Source organism: Rhodothermales bacterium (genome assembly GCA_034439735.1).
Classification (GTDB): domain Bacteria; phylum Bacteroidota; class Rhodothermia; order Rhodothermales; family JAHQVL01; genus JAWKNW01.
The window spans coordinates 1-24,559 of record JAWXAX010000110.1; the positions used below are offsets into that span (position 1 = coordinate 1).

At 64.7% G+C, this 24,559-nt stretch carries 21 protein-coding genes; 7 read left to right on the plus strand and 14 right to left on the minus strand.

All coding sequences use genetic code 11. The features are described from left to right. A partial coding sequence (locus tag SH809_08725) for a T9SS type A sorting domain-containing protein (protein MDZ4699773.1) occupies window positions 1-599 on the plus strand: 599 nt, incomplete at its 5' end. Window positions 600-715: 116 nt separating this feature from the next. Here the strand turns inward: SH809_08725 and SH809_08730 are convergent. Next, a complete protein-coding gene (locus SH809_08730; GenBank protein MDZ4699774.1) occupies window positions 716-1,267 on the minus strand; it encodes a DJ-1/PfpI family protein in 552 nt (183 codons plus the stop codon). Between the two features lie 180 nt (window positions 1,268-1,447). Between SH809_08730 and SH809_08735 the strand changes: the two genes are divergently transcribed. After that, window positions 1,448-2,260, plus strand: a complete 813-nt coding sequence (locus SH809_08735) for an alpha/beta hydrolase-fold protein (GenBank protein MDZ4699775.1) — start codon at window positions 1,448-1,450, stop codon at window positions 2,258-2,260. Here the strand turns inward: SH809_08735 and SH809_08740 are convergent. Beyond that, complete coding sequence (locus tag SH809_08740) at window positions 2,254-2,742, minus strand: nucleoside deaminase (GenBank protein MDZ4699776.1); 489 nt, start codon at window positions 2,740-2,742, stop codon at window positions 2,254-2,256. The two genes, SH809_08735 and SH809_08740, sit on opposite strands and share 7 nt — an antisense overlap. A 19-nt stretch (window positions 2,743-2,761) precedes the next feature. Here SH809_08740 and SH809_08745 point away from each other — a divergent pair, with 19 nt between their 5' ends. After that, window positions 2,762-3,949, plus strand: a complete 1,188-nt coding sequence (locus tag SH809_08745; GenBank protein ID MDZ4699777.1) for a pyridoxal phosphate-dependent aminotransferase — start codon at window positions 2,762-2,764, stop codon at window positions 3,947-3,949. 48 nt (window positions 3,950-3,997) lie between these two features. Here SH809_08745 and SH809_08750 read toward each other — a convergent pair whose 3' ends face one another. Genes SH809_08750 through SH809_08770 form a run of 5 tightly spaced genes read right to left on the minus strand, consistent with a single transcriptional unit; the run spans window position 3,998 to window position 10,159 of the window. Next, a complete protein-coding gene (locus tag SH809_08750) occupies window positions 3,998-4,981 on the minus strand; it encodes a 3'(2'),5'-bisphosphate nucleotidase (GenBank protein MDZ4699778.1) in 984 nt (327 codons plus the stop codon). Window positions 4,982-4,989: 8 nt separating this feature from the next. Beyond that, window positions 4,990-5,499, minus strand: coding sequence for a type I restriction enzyme HsdR N-terminal domain-containing protein (locus SH809_08755; GenBank protein ID MDZ4699779.1), 510 nt, complete (start codon window positions 5,497-5,499; stop codon window positions 4,990-4,992). A 25-nt stretch (window positions 5,500-5,524) separates the two neighbouring features. After that, on the minus strand, window positions 5,525-6,868 hold the full coding sequence (locus SH809_08760; protein MDZ4699780.1) for a lipocalin-like domain-containing protein: 1,344 nt from the start codon (window positions 6,866-6,868) through the stop codon (window positions 5,525-5,527). 3 nt (window positions 6,869-6,871) lie between these two features. Beyond that, window positions 6,872-9,430 (minus strand): FtsX-like permease family protein, encoded by a 2,559-nt coding sequence (locus tag SH809_08765; protein MDZ4699781.1) that lies wholly within the window; start codon window positions 9,428-9,430, stop codon window positions 6,872-6,874. 21 nt (window positions 9,431-9,451) lie between these two features. Continuing rightward, complete coding sequence (locus SH809_08770) at window positions 9,452-10,159, minus strand: ABC transporter ATP-binding protein (protein MDZ4699782.1); 708 nt, start codon at window positions 10,157-10,159, stop codon at window positions 9,452-9,454. A 172-nt stretch (window positions 10,160-10,331) separates the two neighbouring features. Between SH809_08770 and SH809_08775 the strand changes: the two genes are divergently transcribed. Then, on the plus strand, window positions 10,332-11,660 hold the full coding sequence (locus SH809_08775; GenBank protein ID MDZ4699783.1) for a malectin domain-containing carbohydrate-binding protein: 1,329 nt from the start codon (window positions 10,332-10,334) through the stop codon (window positions 11,658-11,660). A 68-nt stretch (window positions 11,661-11,728) separates the two neighbouring features. Here SH809_08775 and SH809_08780 read toward each other — a convergent pair whose 3' ends face one another. Next, a complete protein-coding gene (locus SH809_08780; protein ID MDZ4699784.1) occupies window positions 11,729-13,390 on the minus strand; it encodes a hypothetical protein in 1,662 nt (553 codons plus the stop codon). A gap of 169 nt (window positions 13,391-13,559) precedes the next feature. On the opposite strand from SH809_08780, the gene SH809_08785 reads away from it, so the two are divergent. Then, window positions 13,560-14,177: a sigma-70 family RNA polymerase sigma factor gene (locus tag SH809_08785; GenBank protein ID MDZ4699785.1), complete on the plus strand. Its 618-nt coding sequence runs from the start codon at window positions 13,560-13,562 to the stop codon at window positions 14,175-14,177. After that, complete coding sequence (locus SH809_08790) at window positions 14,174-17,629, plus strand: protein kinase (GenBank protein MDZ4699786.1); 3,456 nt, start codon at window positions 14,174-14,176, stop codon at window positions 17,627-17,629. Before SH809_08785 ends, SH809_08790 begins: the two co-directional genes overlap by 4 nt. Here the strand turns inward: SH809_08790 and SH809_08795 are convergent. Continuing rightward, window positions 17,619-18,071: a PDZ domain-containing protein gene (locus tag SH809_08795; protein ID MDZ4699787.1), complete on the minus strand. Its 453-nt coding sequence runs from the start codon at window positions 18,069-18,071 to the stop codon at window positions 17,619-17,621. The two genes, SH809_08790 and SH809_08795, sit on opposite strands and share 11 nt — an antisense overlap. 382 nt (window positions 18,072-18,453) lie before the next feature. Between SH809_08795 and SH809_08800 the strand changes: the two genes are divergently transcribed. After that, on the plus strand, window positions 18,454-19,743 hold the full coding sequence (locus SH809_08800) for a citrate synthase (GenBank protein MDZ4699788.1): 1,290 nt from the start codon (window positions 18,454-18,456) through the stop codon (window positions 19,741-19,743). Window positions 19,744-19,827: 84 nt separating this feature from the next. Here the strand turns inward: SH809_08800 and SH809_08805 are convergent, their stop codons facing one another. The 5 genes from SH809_08805 to pyrR all read right to left on the minus strand — a co-directional run bounded on the left by SH809_08805 (window position 19,828) and on the right by pyrR (window position 24,455). Continuing rightward, complete coding sequence (locus tag SH809_08805) at window positions 19,828-20,298, minus strand: winged helix DNA-binding protein (GenBank protein ID MDZ4699789.1); 471 nt, start codon at window positions 20,296-20,298, stop codon at window positions 19,828-19,830. 138 nt (window positions 20,299-20,436) lie between these two features. After that, complete coding sequence (locus tag SH809_08810; protein MDZ4699790.1) at window positions 20,437-20,844, minus strand: response regulator; 408 nt, start codon at window positions 20,842-20,844, stop codon at window positions 20,437-20,439. A 40-nt stretch (window positions 20,845-20,884) separates the two neighbouring features. After that, a complete protein-coding gene (locus SH809_08815) occupies window positions 20,885-22,795 on the minus strand; it encodes an ATP-binding protein (GenBank protein MDZ4699791.1) in 1,911 nt (636 codons plus the stop codon). 89 nt (window positions 22,796-22,884) lie between these two features. Next, window positions 22,885-23,853: an aspartate carbamoyltransferase catalytic subunit gene (locus SH809_08820; protein ID MDZ4699792.1), complete on the minus strand. Its 969-nt coding sequence runs from the start codon at window positions 23,851-23,853 to the stop codon at window positions 22,885-22,887. A gap of 5 nt (window positions 23,854-23,858) precedes the next feature. Continuing rightward, window positions 23,859-24,455 carry a bifunctional pyr operon transcriptional regulator/uracil phosphoribosyltransferase PyrR gene (gene pyrR, locus SH809_08825; GenBank protein MDZ4699793.1) on the minus strand — a complete coding sequence of 199 codons (597 nt, stop codon included), beginning with the start codon at window positions 24,453-24,455 and terminating at the stop codon, window positions 23,859-23,861. Window positions 24,456-24,559 lie beyond the last annotated feature (104 nt).

Here is a 24,559-nt window from a genome sequence, read left to right on the forward strand (position 1 = left end):
GTGATGGAGGGGGAAATAATGGGGGGGGCTCCGTCAGCGTGCAGTTGGTGAGCCTGGACATCGTCCATGAAGAAGAGGTGGTCGGGATCTTCTGGGAAGCGCGCAATGAAACCGACCTCGTCAACTACGTCATCCAGCGCTCCACCACCGGAGACTCGTTCGAATCGATCGGCGTGGTAGAAAAAATTAGAGCGAGAACGGCGAGCAGCGAATACGTCTGGACGGATCGCTCGACGCCGGCCGAAAGCGAACGGCTCTTTTACCGAATCCGCAGCGTGTACGTGGACGACAGTGAGACCTTCTCGCCCGTGCTCGAACTGACGCTCGACGGCACCGGGCCCTTCCGGCTCGACCAGAGCTACCCAAACCCGACCGCCGGCGTCGCCCGCATCGGCTATTCGCTGCCCGAGACAGCCACTGTCACCATCCGCCTGTTCGATCTGCTTGGCCGTGAGGTGGCGGTACTGGCGAACGGACTGGAAGCCGCGGGCAACCATGAAGTGGCGTTCGACTCGGCCTCTCTCCCGGTGGGAATGTATGTGTACCGCCTGGAGGCCGGCGGAGCCTCACAGACGCGGAAGCTGACTGTGCTTAGATAAGAGCAGACGTTGCGATCTCAGAGCCGTCCCCAGGGTAGCCTGAACCAGGATTTGATCAGGCGCATGAAGCGTTTGTGTAGTTTCATGATCGTACGAATTTAGGATTCATGGGCCGCTCATTCGCCCAGACAGGCAAACACCTCGCGGTAGAATTCGGGGTGCGATTGCCAGGTCTGGCCGGTGACGTACCGGCCGTCGCGTATGGCCTGCTGGGTGGAATACGTCCCGCCGCAGGCTTCGACCTCGGAGCGTACGTGCTCGTAACACGTCAGGATGCGCCCTCCGGCCAGGCCGGCCGTGATCAACACCTGGATGCCGTGACAGATCGCCCAGACCCACTTTTCGCGCTGGTCGAACTCCTGCACGATGGCCATCACCCGCGCATTGTGCCGCAGATACTCCGGCGCCCGGCCGCCCAGGACGAGAACGGCGATGTACTCGTCTACCTTCACGTCGTCAAAGGAAATATCCGCCTCCAGGATGTACCCCGGCTTTTCGATATAGGTGTCCCAGCCAGGCTCAAAATCGTGGATGACGAGGTTCAGCCGTTTCTTCCGCGGCGCCGCCAGCACCGGGGTGTAGCCGGCTTCCTGGAATCGCTGCCGCGCGTACAGCGCTTCAAAGCTTTCGCCGGCGTCGCCGGTGATGAGGAGGATTTTTGAAGGCATGGGTGGAGGGGCTTGCCCTGAGCGACACCGGCGGAGCCGGGGGAGTCGAAGGGTGGGGGGATGTTTGGTGAGCATGATGCGATGTAGATGATACGTCGGGATACGGAATACTCCCATACCTCATCTTCACACTCGCTCTGTAAAAGCCTTACCTTGCTGCCTCTCACGCCTATTCTACCTATGCCCGACTTCCGCACCCTTCGCGCCTCAGACCCCCGTTTCGAGCACGAGTCGCTTCGCCACATCACGGTCAAGAGCCCTGCGCTCGGCCGGCGGGCGGATCTCACACTGTATCTGCCGGCAGAAGGCCCGGAGCGCGATCTTCCGCTCGTGCTTTTGCTCCATGGCGTCTACGGGAGCCACTGGGCGTGGGCGTACAAGGGGGGCGTCCATCGCACGGCGCAGCGTATGATCGACGCCGGCGAGCTTCCCCCACTGGCCATCGCCATGCCGTCGGACGGGCTCTGGGGCGATGGGAGCGGCTACCTGCCCCACCCCGAACGGAACGCTGAGCGCTGGATCGTCGACGAGGTACCGGCGGCGGTCGCGCAGGAGACAGGGCGCACCTCCTCCGCCAGCCCGCTGTTTATCGGCGGGCTGTCCATGGGAGGATTCGGGGCGCTGCGCCTCGGAGCGACGCATGGATCCCGCTTTCGGGGCATCTCGGGCCACTCGTCCGTCATCCATCTGGAACGACTCAAGACGTTCGTCGAGGAGCCCATTGAAGCTTTCGGCGTGCCTCCGGAGCATTGCGACGCGCTCGGCGCACTGGTCCGCCACAAAGCTACCCTCCCGCCGCTGCGGTTCGACTGCGGCACCGAGGATCCGCTTCTGGAGGACAACCGGGCCCTACACGCCGCGCTCGATGCAGCCGGCATCCCGCACACGTACGAGGAATTCCCGGGCGGGCACGAGTGGACGTACTGGGAGCGGCAGGTCGTCCGCACCCTCCGGTTTTTCGGGGGGATACTGAACCGGGGAACCGCTCAGTAGTCGATTCGACCCTCGGCTTCACGCCACCGGTCGAACGGCAGGCCGGCTTCGGGCAGATCGACTGGCTCGAACGGGATCGAGCGGTCAACAGGCGGCAAGGTGAGTTCCCGGTAGATGAACGCATCGTCGAAGCCGGCGGCAGCGGCTTCGTGGCGGGTCGCGGCAAACACCACACGGACCGGCCGGGCCCAGTAGATCGCCCCGAGGCACATCGGGCAGGGTTCGCAGGAGGCGTAGAGGGTGCATCCCGGCAGCTGATAGTCGCCGAGTTGCCGGCAGGCTTCCCGGATGGCCTCGACTTCGGCGTGGGCCGTCGGATCATTCAGCGCCGTCACCCGGTTGGTGCAGCGGGCGATGACCCGGCCGGCGTGCACGACCAGCGCGGCAAAGGGTCCGCCCCGCCCCAACCGGGCGTTTTCCGCCGCCAGTTCGATCGCCTCCCGCAGGTAGCGCTGATCTGTTTCTCGGGTCGTGTGAGGCATGATATCAGACGATTATTGTATGGCAGACATCCTCAAACCCCTCGCCTCCCGCACGGAAAACCTCGTCCAGAGCGACATCCGCGCCGTCACCCAGCTGATCAACCGCGTGGGCGGCATCAACCTGGGGCAGGGCATCTGCGACCTCCCCACCCCGGAACTCATCAAGGCCGGCGCCCACGCCGCCATCGACGCGGATCACTCCATCTACACCAGTTACGCCGGTATCCCCGAACTGCGGCGCGCCATCTACCAAAAAGCGCGATCCTTCAATCGGATCCCCGTGCAAAGCTATGAAGAGGTCATCGTCTGTATCGGCTCGACCGGGGCGTTTGTGAGCGCCATCTTCGCGCTGCTGGACCCCGGCGACGAGGCCATCCTCTTTGAGCCGTTTTACGGGTACCACCGCAACCTGCTCCGTCTCCCCGGCGCCGTCCCGCGCTACGTCACGATGCGCGGACGCGATTGGGTCATCGACTTCGACGAGGTGGAGCGCGCCATCACGCCGGCCACCAAAGCGGTGATCGTCAACACGCCGGGCAATCCTAACGGCAAGGTGTGGACGCGCGACGAGCTGGCTCAGCTGCTCGCACTCATGGAGAAACACAATCTCTACGCCATCACCGACGAGATCTACGAGTACATGACGTACGACGGCCACGAGCACGTCTCACTAGCCTCGTTACCGGGCGGGTACGAGCGGACCGTCACGATCTCCGGCTTCTCCAAAACCTACAACATGACCGGCTGGCGGCTCGGCTACGCCGTGGCTCCGCCGGCGATTATCGAGAAGATGGGTCTGCTCAACGACCTGTTTTCGATCTGCGCGCCGGCGCCCCTTCAGCACGGCGTCGCGCGGGCATTCGAATTGGAAGATGCGTACTACGAGGGGATGATGGCCGACTATGTCGTCAAGCGCCGCATGATGTGCGATGCCCTGGAAGCGGCCGGGTTTACCTTCAGCCGTCCCCAGGGCGCGTATTACGTGCTCGCCGGCTTCGAAGAACTCGCCCGAAAACGCCCCGGCTACACTTCCGCCCGCGAAGCGTGCGAAACGCTCATCCAGATCGCCGGCGTCGCCACCGTCCCCGGCGATTCGTTCTTTAGCGACCCCGAGAGCGGCCGTCACCTGCTCCGATTCTGCTACGCCAAGGAATACCCGGTGCTGGAGCAGGCGTGCGGTCAAATCGTGAATGGGTTTAAGGTGTAACGTTCAAGGTTTAAGGGGCCATGTCCTTAAACATCGAACCTTGAACCGCTAAGCGGCGACCCCGACCGCGTTCAGCGCCTCGAGCACGGCCTCATGCAGGTGGCCGTTGGTCACGATCACGCCTTTGTTTTTCTCGAGGCCCGAGCCGTGGGTAAATTCCAGCGGCTTGCCATTGATGTCCGTCACCCGGCCGCCGGCCTCGGTGATGACCAGCACGCCGGCCGCGTGGTCCCAGATTTTCTCGACATAGCCGGCGCGCGTCGGCAGGCGGAGGTAGATATCTGCGTCGCCGCGGGCCACGGTCGCGTATTTCGCCTGACTGTCCATGCGCACGGCCTCGGCCGTGATCCCGAGGCGCTGGCTCACGGTTGCGGAGTCGTCGTGCGAGCTGTGGCCGGACTCGACGGACTCGCAGAACCGCGCCTTCCGGCTGTCCGCGAGGTCGCTCACGCGCACAGCCTCGGGGGCCGCGTCGGAATCCAGCTCGATCGCGACGGCGCCCTCGCCCTTCACGGCGGCGAAGATGACGCCGACCTGATCCGGCCGATCCGCCGACACCGGCAGGTTCGGGCATCCGAGGGCGGAAACGACGATCTCGCCGTCGACGATCAGGGCCAGCGCGATCGCGTATTGCTCGTTACGCAGGAAGCCCTTGGTGCCGTCGATGGGGTCGAGCGTCCAGAATCGCTTGCTGTAGGCGTTGGCCCCACCGAAGTCGATCCACTGGCACACGGTATCAGCGGAGACGCCGGGGCGGATTTCGCTCACGTGGTTCACGACGCGGGCGAGGAGTTCGCTCTGGCCGGCTTCGCGCAACGCCGCGCTGTCTTCTTCGGCAATGATCGGGTCGCCGGCGAACGCCTCGCGTAGGGCGCGGCACACCAGCGCCTGGCTGCCGAAGTCGGCCACGGTCACCGGGCTCTTGTCTTTTTTCTCCAGCACACTGCTCGAAATACGCGCCTGCACGGCGCGGCAGATGATACTGGCTTCGCGCACGGCGGCGATGGCGATTTCACGTTCACGGGTATACATCGATTTTCTTATCGTCTTCGGTTAGTAGGTGTGCGCCGGGATGTGATACCGGGAACGCGCGGGGTGCTGATCTGCTCGTACGCGGGCACGGTGTCGACAAACGTATACGTGTGTCGGTCCCAATCCACAAGGCAACAATAGTGTACCATACCATTCGTAACAACGAGGTACGATGCCTGAAGGACCGTATTGTAGCGGGCGATCTGATCGAACGTCCCCTGATGGATATCGACTACCGGCGCTTTGCACTCAACCACCAGCGCCGGCGCGCCCGCGCGGTCGTGCGCCACGATGTCGGCGCGGCAGGCCATCCCCTGGTAGCGAAATCCCTTTTCGATGGCCAGAAGCCCCACGGGAAATCCACGGTCCTGCACGAGAAAGTGGACAAAATGCTGCCGTACCCATTCCTCGGGCGTGAGCGCAACGAACCGCTGCCGGATGGGGTCGAATACGATGGGATGTCCATCCTCCTCGTGGACCGTCAGGGTGCAGGCCGGCAGGTTGAGGTGGGGAAGCATGAGGCAGGATGTGGAGGCGGAGTCTTCAGTTCGTTTTTCGCTTGGCGCCCGGCTCTTTCGTGCCGACCTTGGCATCGCCCGGGGGCGGCTCCGCGGTTGGCGCCTTGGCGCCCGGCTGCCAGTCGCGTGGCATCGAAAGCAGCTCCTCGTCCGACAACTCTTCGTCAAACGATCGCGAGCTTCGGGCATAACCCGTGAGTTCGACATACCCTCGCCCATCTACCGGCCTGCCGTCGCTCGAACCGGTCACCGTCACCGAGCCTTCCCAGTACCGCACCGAGAGATCGACTTCTTGATTCTTGATCGCCGGCTCGATGCTCAGATCGATGCGCTGCGATGGAATCTGCATCCGCCAGCCCGAAGGGTAGGTGGCCCCATCGAGCGGGCTTTCCCAGGTGTCGACGGCGTCGAGGGTCAGTTCGCCGGGGTGAAGCGGGATCCGCGACCCATCGGGCTGCACGACCACGCCGTCCGCGTAGGGCTGCGCCTCGGCGCCGCCTTCGCGGACGATGAAGTACATGATCTCCCGGCGATCGGTGAGTTGGAGCGAAAACCAGTCCCAGCCCACCTGGTGCTTATCGAGCAGGCTCGAGCTCCACTCGCGGTCCATCCAGCTGAGCCCCTGGACCTCGTACGAGCCCTCGGGGGTCTCGATACGCCCCGTCGTGTTGAGCCGGGTGTAGGAGTAGTAATACGAGGCGTTACCGGCGCCGGGGCCCTTGACACTGTAGCCGCGATCGCCCTGGAGGACCATCGGCTTCATCGGCTCGAGCATCAGATCGAGTTGGACGCCCCCTTCGCTCGCACGGATACGCATGGGGGGCATCGTGGGGCCGGCCTGGGCGGCCTCCCAATCCTCCAGCCAGACCCGAAACGGCTGCGCGTGCGAGCCGGCCAGATCCGCAGCGCCGCGGCTGAAACGTTCGAACGCGTAAAAGCGGTTCGCCGCGATATCCGTCAGGGCGAGGTGCCCCATGTAGAGCTGATTGGTGCCCCACTCTGTGGCGCGGGTGGAGGTATCGGGTGGCGCCAGGGCATTACGGAAGAGGGTGAACTGATAACCGAAGCGCCGGCCATCCGGCGCGGCCACGTTGCCGGTGTAGTACCACCACTCGACCTTAAAATCCGGATGAGCGGCATGGTCGTCCGGAAAACGCAAGGGGATGGGGCCTTCGGCCCGCGAGTACCCCACCGTGTCCGTAGCCACGATAGTGCGCACATCTACGGAGGCGCGGACCTGAGGCTCAGGCTGGTTGTACCAGATGTAGGCCGCGGCCAGCGCCGGCAGCAGGAGGGCGATAGGGACCAGCACCCGGGCCTGGAAGAAGGCCGAGGCGGTCGCGCCGCGATGTTTGTTTCTTTTTCCCATAGGTCAATCTTCCCGCAAGGCCAGTGACGGGTTAGCGCGGGACATCCGCCAGGAAGGATAGAGGCCGGCAAGCCATGCCGCCAGGACGGCAAGAACAATTGCCTGTACGAGAATCGTCGGCGGTATCGTGAACTGCATCGTCCAACCGAACGAGCGTCTATTTATGACAAAAACAAGCATGGACGCGAGCACCCCGCCCAGCGGCAACGCCAGCACGCCGGCGAAGAGGCCCATGAGGCCAGTTTGCAACGTCACATAGCCGAACACCTGTCCGGGTGTAAATCCAGTAGCCCGTAATACGGCCAATTCGCGGTTTCGCTCCAGTTGCAGCGCCATCAGCGCGCTCAGGATGCCGATGAAGGCGACTCCGATCGCCAACAATTGCAGCACCGACGTGATGGCAAAGGTCCGATCGAAAACCTCCATCGACAGGGCGCGGAGCGTCCGGTTGGACCGAATGAGGATGTCTTCGCCGGCCGGCGCCAGGGCGCGCAAGCCGTCGATCGCGACTTCGAGCGAAGCGCCCTCCTGCAAATACAACGCCATCGTGGTCACACTCCGGTCGTCGTAGTACCGGTCGAACGTCGTCCGCGCCATGAAGACGACGCCGATGTCGGAGCCATAGTCGTAAAATACGCCGGCCACGGGAAAGGTTCGCCATCCGGCGTCGGTCAGCAGCCGGAGCGAGTCGCCGGTCTGCACACCCTGCCGGAAGGTGAACGGTTCCGACACGAGCACCGCCTCGCCGGCGTCGAAGGCCGGCCAGATGGCTTCGGGACGGCCCTGCTTGAAGGCAAACGTCGGCCGGCTGTCGGCCGCGAGGTCGAACGCGACGAGGTCCACGGGCCCCGCCTCGCCCCGCACTTGCACGGGCCGGCCGGTGCTCACGGAGCGCGCCACGCCGAAGGCGCGGACGTCTTCCACGAACGCCTCCGGCAACGCACTCCCGGCGCGGCGCATGACCAGGCTTGGGGGTGAGATGTAGATGTCGGCCTGGAGCGACCGCTCGAGCCACACCTCCACCGTCTGCCGAAAACTCCCGACCATCACGCCGACCCCGATGGTCGACGCGACGGCCATCATCAGCGCCGCGATGGCCACGCCGGTCCGGCTCAGCGACGACACGATCCCTTGCGCCGCCATCCGGCCCGTGAACCCCAGAAGGGCCCCCAGCGGCGGCCGCGCGAGGCGGGCCATGCCGGCCACGGCCGCCGGGGCCGCGAGCGCGAAGGCCATCATCAAAAAAAACATGGCCGTGTAGCTGACCACGATGCTGTTGCCCGGCACGAGGAGCAGCGCCAGGCCGACAAGCGCCGCACCGGCGCCGGCGCCCACCAACCGCGGCAGACGCGCCCGATGGGCCAACTCTTCGTCCGACCGCCGCAGCACGGTGCCGGCCGGGGCCGTGGCCGCTTCACGCGCCGGCCCGATCGACGCGGCTACTGTGGCCACGAGCCCGAGCCCGACGCCCTTCATAAGTGTCGCCACGGAGAGGGCGACTTCCTGAACCGAGAGCACGTAATACAGGTCGTTGATCGTGCGGGTGACCAGTTTAACGAGGTTCTGCCCCAACGCCACGCCCAGCACCAGCCCCAGCGCGGTGCCGAGGATGCCCACGAGCACGGCCTCGCCCAGCACCAGCCCGAACACCTGCCCCCGAGAGACGCCGAGCGTCCGCAGCCGGCCGATCAGGTTGCGGCGCTGGACGACGGAAAAGGTCATGGTGTTGTAGACGAGGAACACCCCCACGACGAGCGCGAGCAGGCTCAGCGCGGTCAGGTTGAGTTCGAAGGCCCGCGTGAGCTGTTCGATGGTGGAGGTGCGCGCCGCGGAACGAACCACCTGGGCGCCCGGAGGCAACGCCGCCTCGATGGCGGCCAGCCGGCGCACTCCCGCGTCCGTGTCCGGCAGGACTAGGTCGATATGGCTCAGGCCATCCCCAAAACCGAACCACTCCTGGGCCGTCGAGACATCCACGATCATCAGATCCGTTATCGCCGACGCGCTCCGCTCGTCGTCCGCGTCCAGCACGCCCACGAGATGCAGCACCCGCCGGCTGCCGCCGATTCGGACAAGCATCGTATCCCCGACGGCCTTTCCGAGCGCGTCCGCCGTGCCGGCCGCGAGCAACGCCGCCCCCGGCGTGGCCATGAATCGACCCAGATCGAAGCCCGTCCCGCGTTCGGTATAACCACGAAACGGGCCCTCGGAAAACGGATCGATACCCAGCACCTGGAACGTGCGGCCGGCGAATCCGGGCGCCGCCGCATGCCCCTCCACCACCGGGGCGATTTCACGGATCCCCTCTCGGATCCGGAGCGTGCGATAGACGTCGGCCGGCAGCCGGCCGGTCGTGCTCACCACCTGGTGCGTCGCCTTGCCGGTCACCCGCTCGGCGGACAGGGCGAAGGCGCGGCGGGCGCTGTCGTTCGCAAGGTCGATCGAGACCACGAGCGCCACACCCAGCGCGATGCCCAGGATCGACAGCCCCATCAGGAGGGGATGCCGGCCGAGGTACCGGAGGCTGGAGCGGCGCAGGAGCGGGCCGGGCAGAGATTCCATGGCGGGTTATTCGATAGCCGATTATTCGATAGCCGTGGGCGTCGTTTCCGAGAGGACGCCGCCATGGAGCACCAGTACGCGATCCGCCATGGAGATCATCGAGCGGTCGTGGGTAACGATGAGCGTCGTCTTACCCAGCCGGCGCAGGAGCGAATCGAACAACTCCAGCACGCGGCCGGCCGTCTCGTCGTCCAGGTTGCCGGTGGGCTCGTCGGCCAGGATGAGAGGGGGATCGTGGGCGAGGGCGCGGGCGATGGCTACCCGCTGCTGCTCGCCGCCGGAGAGGCGGTCCGGATAACTGTCGCGCCGGTCCCCCAACCCCACCTCGGCGAGGATGTCGAGCGCGCGGTCGATCTCCCCCCGCGTCATCCGGCCGTTGAGTTCGAGCGGGAGGAGGACGTTTTCCTCGACGGTGAGCGTGGGAATCAGATTAAACGCCTGGAACACGAAGCCGATGCGTGCTCGCCGGAACAACGTCCGCTCGCGCTCGCTAAGACAGGTGAGATCTACGCCGTCGAGCGCCACCCGCCCCCGCGTCGGCAGATCGATCCCGCTGATGACGTTGAGTAAGGTGCTTTTGCCCGTTCCGCTGCGCCCCAGCAAGACGGCAAAGGCGCCGCGATCGAGTTGGAGATTGACGCCGTCCAGCACCAGACGCTCGTTGTCGCCCTCGGTAAAGGCGCGCACAACCTGCTGAAGATCGATGACGGGCGGGGGAATGTCGGGCATTGTGTTTGCAGGGCTTTCGGGGGTTGCCGACGCCTTGAACGCGCCAGAAGCTGGGCGTTCCGTCGCTTCACCCACCCGTTTCAGTACTCCGACTTTCGCGTCACGAAAGAAAAAGTATCCACCCGATTCGCCGGCGCTCCGCGCGCGATCCCCAAATAATCTCAGGTAGGCCATGAACTCCCCACGCAGCATTCCCGGTCTTTTCGGCTTGATTCTCGTCCTGCTCGCCCTGGTCGCCGCGCCAGCGGCCCTCGCTCAGAACGCCCCGATACTCCGCCTGAACGCAGGGGGCGCGGATAAGACATTCAACGGAACGACATTCACGAGCGACGTCTTTTTCTCCGACAGCAAAACGACAACGTTTGACAGCCGCGCAATCGCGGGCACGGAGGTCGACGACCTGTTCCTCTCCGAACGCATCACCAACGACGGAGGAGAGCCTTTCAGCTACGGCATCCCTGTCCCGGCCGACGGGAACTACGAACTGCGCCTCCACTTTGCGGAAACAGCGTTCCTGGAGGCCGGCCGCCGACAGTTCGATGTGACCGTGGAAGGCACCACGGTGCTGGATAACTACGACATCTTCGCCAGCGCTGGCGGCGCCAATACGGCGGTCACCGAAACGATCCTCAATGTCGCCGTGAACGACGGCATGCTGGATATCACCTTTACCGCCGTCGTGGAACGGGCCAAGATCAATGCGATCGAGGTACTCGGAACGCTCGCTCCCATCGAGGCCCCGTTTGGCGTGAACGCCGGGGGCGCGTCGCTCGATATCAGCGACGTGACCTTCCGGGAAGACAATGAGGGGCTGTTTCTCGTGGGCTCGACCTTCATCTCCTCCGATCCCATCGCCAACACGACGGCGGACGCGCTGTACCAGGCGGAGCGCTTCGCGAACACGCTGCGCTTCGTGTTGCCCGGCGTCCAGACCGGGATCTACACGATCGAACTGCACTTCGCCGAGACCTTCCACACAGGCGCCGGCGAGCGGCTGATGGATATCTTCGTTGAAGGCGAGCTGGTGCTGAACGACTACGACATCTTCGCGGAAGCCGGGGGCATGAACACCGCCGTGATCGAGGAATTGTCTGGCATCGCCGTAAACGACGGTATTCTGGACATCACCTTCGCCCGTATCAACAACCAGACGGGCACGGCCAAGATCTCGGGTATCGCGATCACAGGCGCCAGCCTGGTCTCGAACGAATCCGACGAGGCCGGCTCGTTGCCCGGCACGCACCGGCTCACGGCGGCGTACCCCAACCCGTTTAATCCCGAAACACAATTCACGCTGAAAGTCGCGAAGAGCCAACAGGTGGCGATCCGGGTGTTCGACCTGCTCGGCCGGGAAGTCGAACGCCTCTTCGAGGGCGCCCTGCCCGCCGGGCCGGCGCATACCTTCCGATTCGTCTCCAACAGCTTGCCCAGCGGCATCTACCTCATCCAGGCCATGGGCGAAGGGTTCACGGAAACCCAGCGGGTGGTTCTGCTGAAGTGAGCGGGGCCGGGTTCGGAGTTCCGAGGACCACGTACGACACGGGCCCCGGAACTCCAAACTCGGAACCGTTACAGGGAACTGGACGCTAGCTCGATATCCGCGAGCGCCCAGGCTTTATCGAGTTGGATCTTGATGAGGGCTGCGTTCTGGTGATCGTCCTGCGCCAGGAGGCTCTGGCGTAATCCGAACAGCGACCATCCATTCCGCGGGTAGCGCTCGAGGTCGTCCCGGTAGACCTGCTCGGCTTCAGCAAAGCGGCCGGCGTTCATGAGTACCGCGCCAAGGATCTGGCGGACGGGGTGGTGCCAGTCGGCCGGCTCGCTATAGACCAGGGCCTCTTCGAGGGCGACGCCGGCCGTCAGATGGGCTACCGCCTCATCCACCCGTCCCTGAGCGGCCGCCAGTTCGCCCTGCACGATCCGATCGGCGATGGCCATCAGCTGACTGGCATTGTTCAGCCCGCTCACGGACAGGGCCTCGAGCGAAGAGTCTGCGCTGTACTGTTTCATGGCCGCGTAGGCCTGTTGCGCCTCGTCGAGACGCCCCTTCCGGACCAGCGCAATCGATCGCCCGTACTGCCAGACGGCGCGAGGGTAGATCAGGTCTGCCTCCGGCATCGGCTCCGCAAGCACGTCGTCCCACTTCCCAAAACGAACCATCGCGTACATCGGCGTCACGAAGAAATGCTGGAGCGAGCCCCACGCCGCGGCGCGCATGATGTGGTGATCGGTGTGGGTGGCGAGTTGTCGGGCGGAAGCGATGGCTTCCTCGCTTTTGCCGGCCAGCGTCGCCGCGGCCCACAGGAAGTGGTGGTTGTGCGGCATATACCCGAGGGGATAGATCCCCTGCTGCCGACACTGGGTGACGTAGCTGTTGTCCGCCACGATGGCCAGTCGGTTCGCCTCGGCGGCATCCTCGTACCGCCCGAGGCGGATGTAGATATGCGCCGGCATATGCACCAGGTGGCCGGCCACGGGCACGAGGTCGCGCAGCCGATCGGCCGAGCGCTCACCCAACTCCGGGTGCTTTTCCTCGACGGCGTGGATGTACAGATGGTTGGCCCCCGGATGATCGGGCATGTGTTTCATCACCCGTTCGAGGGTTGCCAGGATCTCGCCGGTGATCGGACCGGGCGTGCCGTCGTCTTCCCAGTAATTCCAGGGCGTCGTGTCCATCATGGACTCCGCATAAAGCGCCGCGGCGTCCATGTCGTCCGGGTACTTCTCGGCTACAGCGCGCATGGCGTCTTTATACGCGGCGTCGAGCGGCGAGCGGTCCGCCGGCGCTTCAGGCGCATACCGCACCGCGAGCGCCTCGATAAAGTCGCGCTCCCGTTCGGAGACGCCGCCGGCCAGGGCCCGGGCGCGCTCGACGCTGGCGTGGGCTTCCGGCATGGATGCCGGATCCATCGCCGCGTTGATGTTCGGCCCTAACACCAGGGCAACGCCCCAGTGGCAGATGGCGCAGTCGGGGTCCTGCCGCGCCGCCTCCTCGAAGGAACGCTTCGCCTCGGCGTGATTAAAGGCGTAGGCCAGCGTCAGACCCTGATTGAAGTAGCGCTGGGCCAGCGGATTGTCCGTGGTGATGGGAAAATGCAGCGGGCCGATGCCCTCCAGCAGCGGCGCCTGCGCTTTGGCGACCGGCTGAGCGCCGGCGGGCCGATGGCCGAAGGAGCCGCATAGCAACAGGGCCAACGCGACCGGGCGGATGTACCTAACAGATAGTCTCATGGTGCAAGGTGTGTCTGATATAAGAAAATGTACACCCTTTTAAGCGGAAATGCGCTGGCTTTTCCCTCATGCCGCGTTCCTGAACCGTGTTGACGATTGAAACGAGAGTCCCTACCTTGGGGCGTTGGTAAAGGGCAAAACTGGAATTTCGCCGCATCCGCCGGCCAGGATGGACCCACCCCGGGCCATCCCCCGGGCCTCCCAACTGCATGTGCCCGTGAGGACGACCCCATCCATAACCCGGCTGCTAGAGGCCTATGCCGGCGGCGACAACGCGGCATTTGATCGTGTATTCCCCCTGATCTACGACGATCTCCGGCGCATCGCCGACGGCCGGCTCCGCCGGGAGCGCGACGGGCACACGTTAAACGCCACCGCGCTGGTCCACGAGGCCTACCTGAAACTCGCTCGACTCGATCACATGGCGTGGCAGAATCGCGCCCATTTCCTGGCCATCGCGTCGCAGGCGATGCGCCAGATCCTGGTCGACTACGCGATCCGCCGTGGCGCGGAGAAACGCGGCGGCAACCGACGCGCGACGACGTTGGACGACAACCTGGCCGGCGAAGAGCAAACCGCCGAGTCCATCCTGGCCCTACACGAAGCACTCGAACGCCTGAGCCAGCTGGACGCACGTCAAGCGCGTATCGTCGAATGTCGGTTCTTCGGCGGGATGAATCTGGACGAAACGGCCGTGGCGCTGGACATCTCGGCGGCCACGGTGAGCCGGGACTGGACGATGGCCCGCGCCTGGCTGAACAGCCAGCTGAGCGAGCCGGCGCCATGAACGCGGAGCGGATCGACAGCACCCCGGCGCGCTGGCGCCTCGCGCGGGACCTGTTTGCACGGGCGCTCGATCGTCCGGCGGAGTCGCGCCTCGCCTTTCTCAAGGATGCTTGCGGGGAGGACCTGGCGCTGTATCAGGGGGTCGCGCAGCTCCTCGCCGGCAGCGAAGCGACGGGGCCGATAGAGCACCTCGAGTCCGTGTTGCGGCCGGCGCCAGCCGTGCTCCCCGTGGCCGGAGAACGGATCCGGCACTATACGCTCGTACGTGAGATCGGCCGCGGCGGCATGGGCGTCGTCTTCCAGGCGCTCGACGAGCGGTTGGACCGCGCCGCCGCGCTCAAATTCCTGGCGCTGAGCCGGAATGACGACCCCGACGCCCGCGCCCGCTTCCTCCAGGAAGCCCGCGCCTCCTCCGCCCTCGACCACCCCAACATCTGTACGATTTACGAAATCGGGGAGAGTGAAGCCGGACTGGTATACATCGCGATGAGCTACTACGAGGGGCGGACGTTGCGTTACCGGCTCCGCGAAGGCCCTTGTCCGCTGGACGAGGCCGTGACGATCGCCCGCGAAGTGGCCGATGGGCTCGCGTGCGCCCACGGAGCTGGCATCATCCATCGTGATATCAAACCCGAAAACATCTTCCTTACCGACTCGGGCGGCGTGCGTATCCTCGACTTCGGGATCGCGAAGCTGCTCCGGGAGCAGGAGCTGACCGAGGCCGGGGCGCGGGTTGGCACGCCGGCCTATATGTCCCCCGAGCAACTGCGCGGCGAACCGGTGGACGCGCGGACCGACCTCTGGTCGCTCGGGGTCGTGCTCTTCGAAATGACCGCCGGCCGCCGGCCATTTTTTGACCCGCACGATGCGGCCGTGATGTACGCGATCCTGGAGCGCGACCCCCTGGCCGACGGCGAGCCGCCGGTTCCCGAGCCTCTCCGTCCGATCCTCGCACGGGCGCTCGCCAAGTCGCCGAGGGACCGGTACTCGAACGTCGCCGACCTGGCGCGCGACCTGGCCAACCTCGCGGCGGGAGTCCCCGTGGCGACGGCATCCACGCTGCCGGAGCCCCTCACCAGTTTCATCGGACGGCAGGCGGAGCTGGCGCAGCTCCTGGCGCTCGTCGCGACCGAACGCATGGTCACCCTCACCGGTCCGGGCGGCGCTGGCAAGACGCGGCTGGCCCTCGAGGCCGGGCGCCGGCTCGCGTCGCGGTTCGTGGATGGGACTGTATTTGTCTCGCTCGCCCCGGTGCGCGACCCCGACCGCGTCGCCTCTACGCTCGCGCAAGCACTTGGTGCGCCGGCCTCGGCGTCTCGCACACCCTACGAAACGTTGTCCGCCGCCATCGCCGGCCGGTCCATGCTGCTCATCCTCGATAACTTCGAGCAAGTCGTGGATGCGGCCCCCCTCGTGCGTTTTCTGCTGGGCGCCTGCCCCCGGCTCCACGTGATGACGACCAGTCGGATCGTGCTCCGCATCGCCGGCGAACACGAATTCCCCGTGCCCCCGCTGGCCATCCCGGATACCCCTCCGCCCGTCTCGCCCGAGGCCGCCCTCGCCTTCCCGGCCATCGACCTGTTTGTTCGTCGCACGCGGGCCATCCGGCCCGATTTCGCCCTGACGGATTCGAACGTGGCGGCGGTCGCCGGCATCTGTGCGCGCCTGGACGGCCTCCCGCTGGCGATCGAACTCGCGGCGGCTCGGACGCGCCTCTTCACGCCGGCGGCGCTGCTCGATCGGCTGCGCGACCGGCTCGACCTGCTTAAAACCACCCACCGCGATGGGCCCGAGCGCCATCAAACGCTCCGCCACGCCATCGCCTGGAGCTACGATCTGCTTCAACCCGCCGAGCAGGCGTTTTTCCGGCGCCTGGGACTTTTCATGGGCGATTTCTCCCTGGAGGCGGCGCAGCGACTCCTGGATGGCGCGGGGCACGAGCCGGCGGATGTACTCGATCTTATCGAAAAACTCGTCGACCACAGTCTGCTCCAACGGCGTGATTCCAACGACGAACCCCGCTTCTTGATGCTCGAAACGTTGGGCAGCTTCGCCCGAGAGGCGCTGCGCGAGGCCGGCGACTGGCCGGCCGGCCGGCACGCGCACGCCACCTACTTTCTCGAGGTCGCCGAACGCGCCGAAGACGAGCTCACCCGCCGCGACCAGTCCCGCTGGCTTCGCGCGCTGGAACGCGAATACGACAACTACCGGGCGATTTTGAACGAAGCCGGCGGAGCGGTGCCCTTGGCGATGGGCATGCGTATCGGAGCGGCACTCTGGCGGTTCTGGCTCGAGCGCCGGCATCTCCAGGAGGGCGTCTCGATCCTCGAACGCCTGCTGGGTCTGCACGACCCACAGGACCGATCACCGACCCGGGCACGCCTCCTCAACGGCCTCGGCACCCTGCTGCACAACCGGGGCGAAAACGTTCGGGCCCGCGCCTGTCTCGAGGAGGCGCTTGCCATCTGGGAAGAACGCGGCGACACGAGCGGCAGGGCGGCGGTCCTCAACAACCTCGGCTGGGTAGCCTGTGAACAAAGCGACCTCGCGACGGCGCGGCCGCTGTGCCAGGAGGGCCTCGCGGTGAATCGGACGCTGGGCCTGGCGCGCGGTACGGCGGTGGCGCTGAACAATCTGGGCTGGATCGCGCAGTACGAAGGTCGCTTCAGCGAAGCGGAGGAGTATCATCGGCGGAGCCTCGCCCACCGCCGGCAGGAGGGCGACCTGCGCGGCGCCGGCTTCGCGCTCAGCAACATCGCGTGGGCGCAACTATATCAGGGTAATCCGGAGGAGGCGTGGCGTTCGATCACGGAGGCCCGCGAAGCGCTCGAGCAGGCCGGCGACCGCACCATCCACATCTGGAACCAGTACATCACCTGCCTCATCCTCATCGAAACCGGTGATGTGGACGCCTGCCTCCGGCAGGCCGCCGCGGTAGCCGGCGAAAGCGAGGTCTCCGCCAATTTATCCATCATCGCCCTCACGAAGGTCGTCTGGGCGAGGGCGTTGATCGCAAGCGGCCGGCCCGAGGAGGCCGGCCCGCTTTTGGAACAGGCAGAACGTCTGTGGGCTACGATCCAGACCCCCTGGGGCCGGGCGCGATCCGCGCTGGTCGCGTTCGACCTCCACCGTGCGATGGCCCAGCCGGCGCTCGCCGGTCGAGCCATCCACAAAGCCCTCGACGAGGGACGACAGGCAGGCGATCGGCAGGCGCAACTTCAGGCACTCGAACGAGCGCTCACCCTACCCTCGTTCATGGAAACCGCCGTTTGCGCGCCTCTCGGAGCCGAAATCACGTGGTTGAGGGAGCGGCTGGGCATCCCGAGGATGCCGGTGGACGCATGGCTGACCGTATACCGTGCATCGGCCGGCAGGGAGTTGGCGGAATCGCCAGACGACGCCCTCGGGCGGTGCCTCCGCGAGGTGGTGGAGCGGCTGGAGGTCAGCAGCTAGCGCAGGGCTTGATCAGCGCCGTCATCCGCGGGGCCGCATCGAGGGGCAGGTAGTAGATTACCAGGAAATAGGTGTCTTCCGGCATCGATCGGTAGATGCGTTCGAAATCGGTGCGGTCCTTCACGAGCTGATCGGCCATCTCCACGATGACCATCCCGCCTCGGAGTTCGCTCTCGCGGTAGGCGATGCTCGACGGATCTATGTGCAACAACACGACGCCGTTGGACGCCGGGATCTCCAGGTCGCGCGCCAGTTCGTAGGTGAGATCATCCACGGCAAACCCCAGATCTCGCTCGAGCCGATCCCGCGTCGAATCGGATGCGACCAGGGGGAAGGCACGTGTGGAGGGGATAAAACGAGGGGGCGCCGGCACGGCGGAGGCGCTGGCAAGAATCGCGAGAGCGAAAAAGCCGGCCAGAGCGAGTTTACCGAATACCTTCATGGGTATGTCCTTCTCTGAGTGAGCGATTCGGACGCAGGGTGGGAGCCTGTGTACGGGGGGGCCACGGGGGGGTGTTGGCCAGAACGTATAAGCAGGGTATCGGCCGGAAACGATATAGTTTAAATAGGGGATCGCCCGTCATACAGGGGTTCTTAAGCGAATACCTTGGAACCGGGCCGGAAATAGCCGCAAGAGATACTGGTTTGCTTCTTGCTTTACCCGCACGAACCGGGGAACTTGCGTTGAAAAACCGGCAGAAATTGGCCTTTTTTTGCGTCTTTTTTTCCTGCCTGATGTGCTTTTTGAGGACCCTTTCCTGGGCGGCATGGGTAGGACGGAAGCGATACCACCGACGTCGTATTCAATTAAGAATCATCGGAACATGGATACAGTGAAGCTCAAGACGGTGAAGCTCAGTATCGATCAGAAAGAAATGGATCTTCCGATCGTGGTCGGGACCGAGCAAGAAGTGGGCATCGGCATCTCCAAGCTGCGCGGCCAGACGGGCGCGATCACACTGGATGTCGGGTTCGGAAATACCGGTTCTTGCCAGAGCGCCATCACGTATATCGATGGCGACCTGGGGATCCTCCGTTATCGGGGGTATCCGATCGAGCAGTTGGCCGAACAGTCCTCATTCACCGAAGTGTGTTACCTGCTCGTCAAGGGCGAACTACCGACGGCCGAGCAGCTGGCCGGCTTCGAGGCTCAGCTGAAGCGCCACAGCCTGCTCCACGAGGACCTTAAGAAGTTCTTCGAGGGCTACCCGGGAAGTGCGCATCCGATGAGCGTGTTGTCGAGCATGGTGTCTACCCTGTCGACCTTTTACCCGGAGTCCGACGCGCATGAGGATGTCGAATTAAACATCATCCGCCTCCTCGCCAAGCTGAGCACTATCGCCGCGTTCTCCTACAAAAAATCCATCGGTCAACCGTACGTCTATCCCCGGAACGCGCTGGACTATCCCAGCAACTTCCTGAACATGATGTTTGCGGTGCCATCCGAAAACTACGAGGTGAGTAAGACGCTCGCCGAGGCGCTGGACCTGCTGCTGATCCTCCACGCGGAGCACGAGCAGAACTGCAGCACCTCCACGGTGCGCATGGTTGGCAGCAGCGGCGCCAACCTCTTCGCCTCGATCTCCGCCGGCATCAACGCCCTCTCCGGCCCACTCCACGGCGGCGCCAACCAGGAGGTCATCGAGATGCTGAAGATGATCGTGGCCGACGGCGGGGACTACAAGAAATACGTCGAGAAAGCCAAGAACAAGGACGACGACTTCCGGCTCATGGGCTTCGGCCACCGCGTCTACAAGAACTTCGACCCGCGCGCCAAAATCATCAAAAAGGCCGCCGACAAGGTGCTCGACGAACTCGGCGTCGAGGACCCGCTACTCGATGTCGCCAAAAACCTCGAACGCATCGCCCTGGAAGACAGCTACTTCGTCGAGCGCAAGCTGTACCCTAACGTCGATTTCTACAGCGGCATCCTCTACCGCGCCATGGGCCTGCCGACCAACATGTACACGGTGATGTTCGCCATCGGCCGGCTGCCCGGCTGGATCGCCCAGTGGAAAGAACTCCGCCAGGACCCCGACACCCGCATCTTCCGCCCCCGCCAGATCTACATCGGCCCCACGGAACGGGATTACGTGCACGTCAGCAAGCGGTGATAGATGGTTAATTGTTAATGGTTGATTGTTAATGGTCAGTGATTAAACCACATCGACCATTGACGATCGATCATCGACCATCAATCATTCCCGCTCCAGGTAGATGCCTTCGCAGATGCGCGAGAGGTGATGGAGATCGGCCTGGCTGACGCGGGAAGCGAAAAAGGTAATCGTGTCGCTGATGTCTGGATGCATTTCCAGGAGCAGGGCGCGGCCTTTGTCGGTGATCGTGTGCAGCGCCACGCGCCGGTCGGTGTCGGATCGCCGGCGGTCCACCAGGCCGCGCTCCACGAGCCGGTCCATGAGGCGGGTGACGTCCGGGCTGCGGTCGATCATCCGGCCGTGCACCTCGCATCGGGGGTAGCCATCCGCCGGCGCCCCTCGTAAAATCCGCAGGATGTTGTACTGGCTGCGGGTGATGTCGTACTTCTGCGCCGCCCGTTCCAGCCGCTCGTTCATAAAGGACGCGGCTACCAGCAGATTCAGGGCGGCCTCCTGCGCTTCGCTCTCAAACGGAGCCTCCTGCTTGATCCATGTCTTAAGTCCTTCCGGCATCGCGCTCGTCCTCTGGTTTCTTGCCGGCCACGCCCGGGTATGAACACTCAGGTGTCCGCTCACAAACCCGGCGGCGTCAGCGTATGGGTTGTTGCCAAGATAACGTACGCGCCAGGTCGCACCAAGGGTCGGAATCGGTCAAAAGCGCAGATCCGATGAAAAGCGCGCCTCGGCGCGGGTACGCATCGGGATCATGCCGATGAGGTCGATGAGGTGATTGACCGAAAAGGGCTTCGCGAGAAAATACTCGGCGCCGGCCTGCTTGCTGCGCTTCCGGCTGAGGTCGTTGGGCATCCCGGTCATCATGACGATCGGGATGTGCCGCAACAAAGGGTCCCCCTTGATCGCCTGTAGCGTCGAAAATCCGTTCATCTCGGCCATACGGATGTCCAGGAGGACGATATCCGGGACGACTCCGGACGCGATGTCGAACCCTTCGCTGCCGTTGCTGGCCTCGAACACCTGGTAGCCGCGGTCCTCCAGGACAAAGCGAATCGTCCGGCGGAGCAGGGCATCATCGTCGATGATCAGAATGCTGGTACTCATGGGAGCGGAGGAATCGGTGAGAGGAGTGGGAGGCGCAGGCTCAGCCTGCCAGGACGGTGCGTACGAGGCGGAGCAGTTCGGAAGCGGTGTAGGGCTTCGCGAGGAAGTCGTGCGGAACAACGCCTACGCGATCGAGCACTTGCTCGCGCGTGATGCCCCCGCTGACGGCGAGGATGCGCGCCTCGGGGTCCATGTCGTACAGCGCCTGCATCAGACGCGCGCCATCGAGGCTCGGCATCATGATGTCGGTGATGACCGCGGCAATATCGCCGCGGTGCCGGGCGTAGGCTTCGAGGCCCAGCTTGCCGTCCGCCGCGAGGAGTACCCGGTAGCCGTTGTCTTCCAGGACGGATTGCGTAAGGGCGCGCATGGCCGGCTCGTCGTCGATCACCAGAATGGTTTCGCCCAGGCCGGCCGGCGCGGCGTCCGGATTCAGCGCCGCCGGCGCCCGCGCGAGGTCGACCGCCGGGAGGTAGACCCTGAACTGCGACCCGTGGGCGGGCTCGCTGTCGATGGCTATGTATCCACCGTGGCTCTTGACGATGCCGAGGGTAGTGGACAGGCCGAGGCCCGTGCCGCGGGCTTTGGTCGTAAAGAAGGGGTCGAAGATCTTGTCGATCACATCCTGCGACATGCCGGTGCCGCTATCCGTCACGGCGATCATCACGAAGCGGCCGGAACGCGCCTCGGGCAGGTAGCCGGCAGACACTTCGTCGAGCACGATATTCACGGCGCGAATACGGATCATACCGCCATCGGGCATGGCGTCGCGTGCGTTGATGCACAGATTCATCAACACCTGATGGAGCTGGGTGGCATCACCCTCGACACCCCAGAGGTTCTCGTCGGCATAGATACGCTGCTCGATCGTCGGGGGCAGCGCCTCGCTGATGAGGCTCTGCACTTCGTGGATGAGCCGGCGCACGTCCACCGCCACCCGCTCACCCTCGACGCCCCGGGCGAACGACAGCACCTGCCGCAGCAGATCCGCCCCGCGCTGCGACGAAGCCTCGAGGGTGTCGAGCAACTGGAGGCTCCGCTCGTCCGCGGTGCGGTTGCGCAGCAGCTGGACGGACATCATGATCGGGCCGAGGATGTTGTTCATGTCGTGCGCGATGCCCCCGGCGAGGGTGCCCAGGCTTTCCATACGCTGGGAACGCAGGAGCTGGGTTTCGAGGGTGCGGCGCTCGGTGATGTCGGTATTCACCACCAGGATGTCGCCAGGCAGCTCGGGCGCATCGCGTAGCGACGTCCACCGGCTCTGGACGGCCACCTCTTCGCCGTTCTGGGTAAACTGGCGCAACTCGCCGGCCCAGGCGCCATGCTCGCGCATCGTGGCGAGCGCCCGGTCGAACCGGGTGTCGCCGGCGTCGTGCAGGAGGCTGCGCGCGCTCTGCCCGATCGCCATGTCGCGCGGCCAGCCGTAAAGCTGCCGGGCACGCTGGTTCCAGAACAGGATGTCGCTCTCGCGCCCGAGGATGTAGATTGCGTCCTGCGTGACGTCCAGCAACGCATCCGCCGTCGCCCGTGCGCGCTCGGACGACGCCAGCAGGGCGAGGTCCTCGAGCATCTTGCACTGATCGGTCGACAGGGCGCGGGGCACGATGTCGAGCAGACAGAGCCGGCTCGCGTCCGCCCCGCCGGGGATGGGGAATGCAGCAAAAAAGCGATACCCGAGCGACTCGCCAAATACGGGGATAGTCTCCTGGATCAGGTCGTAGAGCACGACGGCTTCCTCAAGACCGTCCCCTCCAGGCAGATCCGCGGCGCGAAGGGAGGTATGGGGTTCCAGCCCAGACGAAGCGACGATGTGTTGGGCATCGCCCTGACCAAAAATGACGACCGCCACCGGCACACCAGCCGTTCGGGCAGCGAGGCGGGCCAGACGATGAAACGACTCATGACGGGGCGACAACGCGAGGCGCGCGGAGGGCTCCAGCTCGACCTGCATATGGGTAGGGGGCCAGTGGGGAGGACATCAGAAGGCTCCCCCGAGTATCGACCGTGTATCGCGCTCGCTTAAACCCGCGCGCCCAGGGGTCAATCTTCTTCCGTGGAGGCTCCGCTCAGCAGGTACAAAACGGCCATGCGTACGGCGACGCCGTTGGTCACCTGGCTGAGAATGACGGCGCGCTCGTGGTCCACCACCTCGGAGGCCAGCTCGACCCCGCGATTCACAGGCCCCGGATGCATCACGATCAGGTCCGGATGGGCCTCCATATCCTCCATCTTGAGCCCAAACTGCGTGTGGTACTCGCGCAGGCTGGGGAAAAGGCTGGCGCCCTGGCGTTCGAGCTGGATGCGGAGCGCCATCGCCACGTCGCATCCCTCGAGGGCCTCGGCAAGCCGGTGCGTCACCCGGACGCCCATCTGCTCGATGCCGACCGGGATGAGCGTGCTCGGACCGCAGAGCGTGACGTTGGCGCCGAGGCGGGTGAGGGCGAAGATGTTGGATCGGGCAACCCGGCTGTGCGTGATGTCGCCGATGATGGCCACGTTGAGGCCTTCGAAGGAAGGGAAGCGGTCGGAGATGGTAAGACAGTCGAGCAACGCCTGGGTGGGATGCTCGTGGGCGCCGTCGCCGGCGTTGATGACCACCGAATCCACGCACCGGGTGAGAAAGTGCGCCGCGCCGGGCGAACGGTGGCGGATGACCGCCATATCCACCTTCATGGCCTCGATGTTCTGGGCAGTATCCTTGAGCGACTCGCCCTTTGACACCGACGAGCCCGAGGCCGAGAAGCTGATCGTGTCGGCTGACAGGCGTTTCTCGGCGAGTTCAAACGAGATGCGCGTGCGGGTAGACGACTCAAAAAAGAGGTTGACCACGGTGACCCCGCGTAACGAGGGTACCCGCTTGATCGGCCGATCCAGTACGTCGCGAAAGTGGCGCGCCGTTTCCAGGATCAACTGAATCTCGTCGGCGCCATAGGTGGCCAGGCCGAGCAAATGACGATGACGTAAGGCGGTCAGCGGGGGTGTCGTCTCCAGACCTGTGGCGGCGGTCATCGATATCAGGTGTTGAGCGGGCGGTCTTCCAGACGCGCGAGTGGGTTTTCTACAAGCCAGACGCCCTCGCGTCCGTCGATTTCCTGGAGCCGGACGCGCACCTCCTCGCCGGGGATAGTGGGCACCTGCCGGCCCACGATATCCGCGCAAATGGGCAGCTCGCGCAGCCCCCGATCCACGATCACAAGAAACTGTACCGAGGCGGGCCGCCCCATATCCATCAAAGCGTCGAGGGCAGCGCGCGCCGTTCGGCCAGTGTATAATACGTCGTCTATCAAGACGATATGCCGGCCCGCGATGTCAAACGGAATATCGGTTTCGCGAACCCTTGGCTGCTTGAGGCGCAGGCGAAAATCGTCCCGATACATCGTGGCGTCGAGGACACCCACGGGTACGTCCAGCCCCTCGATACGCCGAATTTTCTCGCGAAGGCGCCGTGCAATGTACACCCCTCGCTTATGCAACCCGACCAATCCCACGCCGGCATCCCGGCTGGCAGTCGGATCGAAATGCTCCAGGATCTGCCGGGCCATGCGTTCCAGCGTACGGTCCAGATCCCGCTCATCCATTAATTGCGCTTTGATGCGATCTTGCGGCTCCATGGTATGGAAGGTAAGAAAATTTGTTGTGCCGTCCGTTGCCCCGCGCCGTGAAAAATGTTGCGGGGCGAGAAGCAAGCTTACACCCCCCTGGCCCCCCTCGGAAC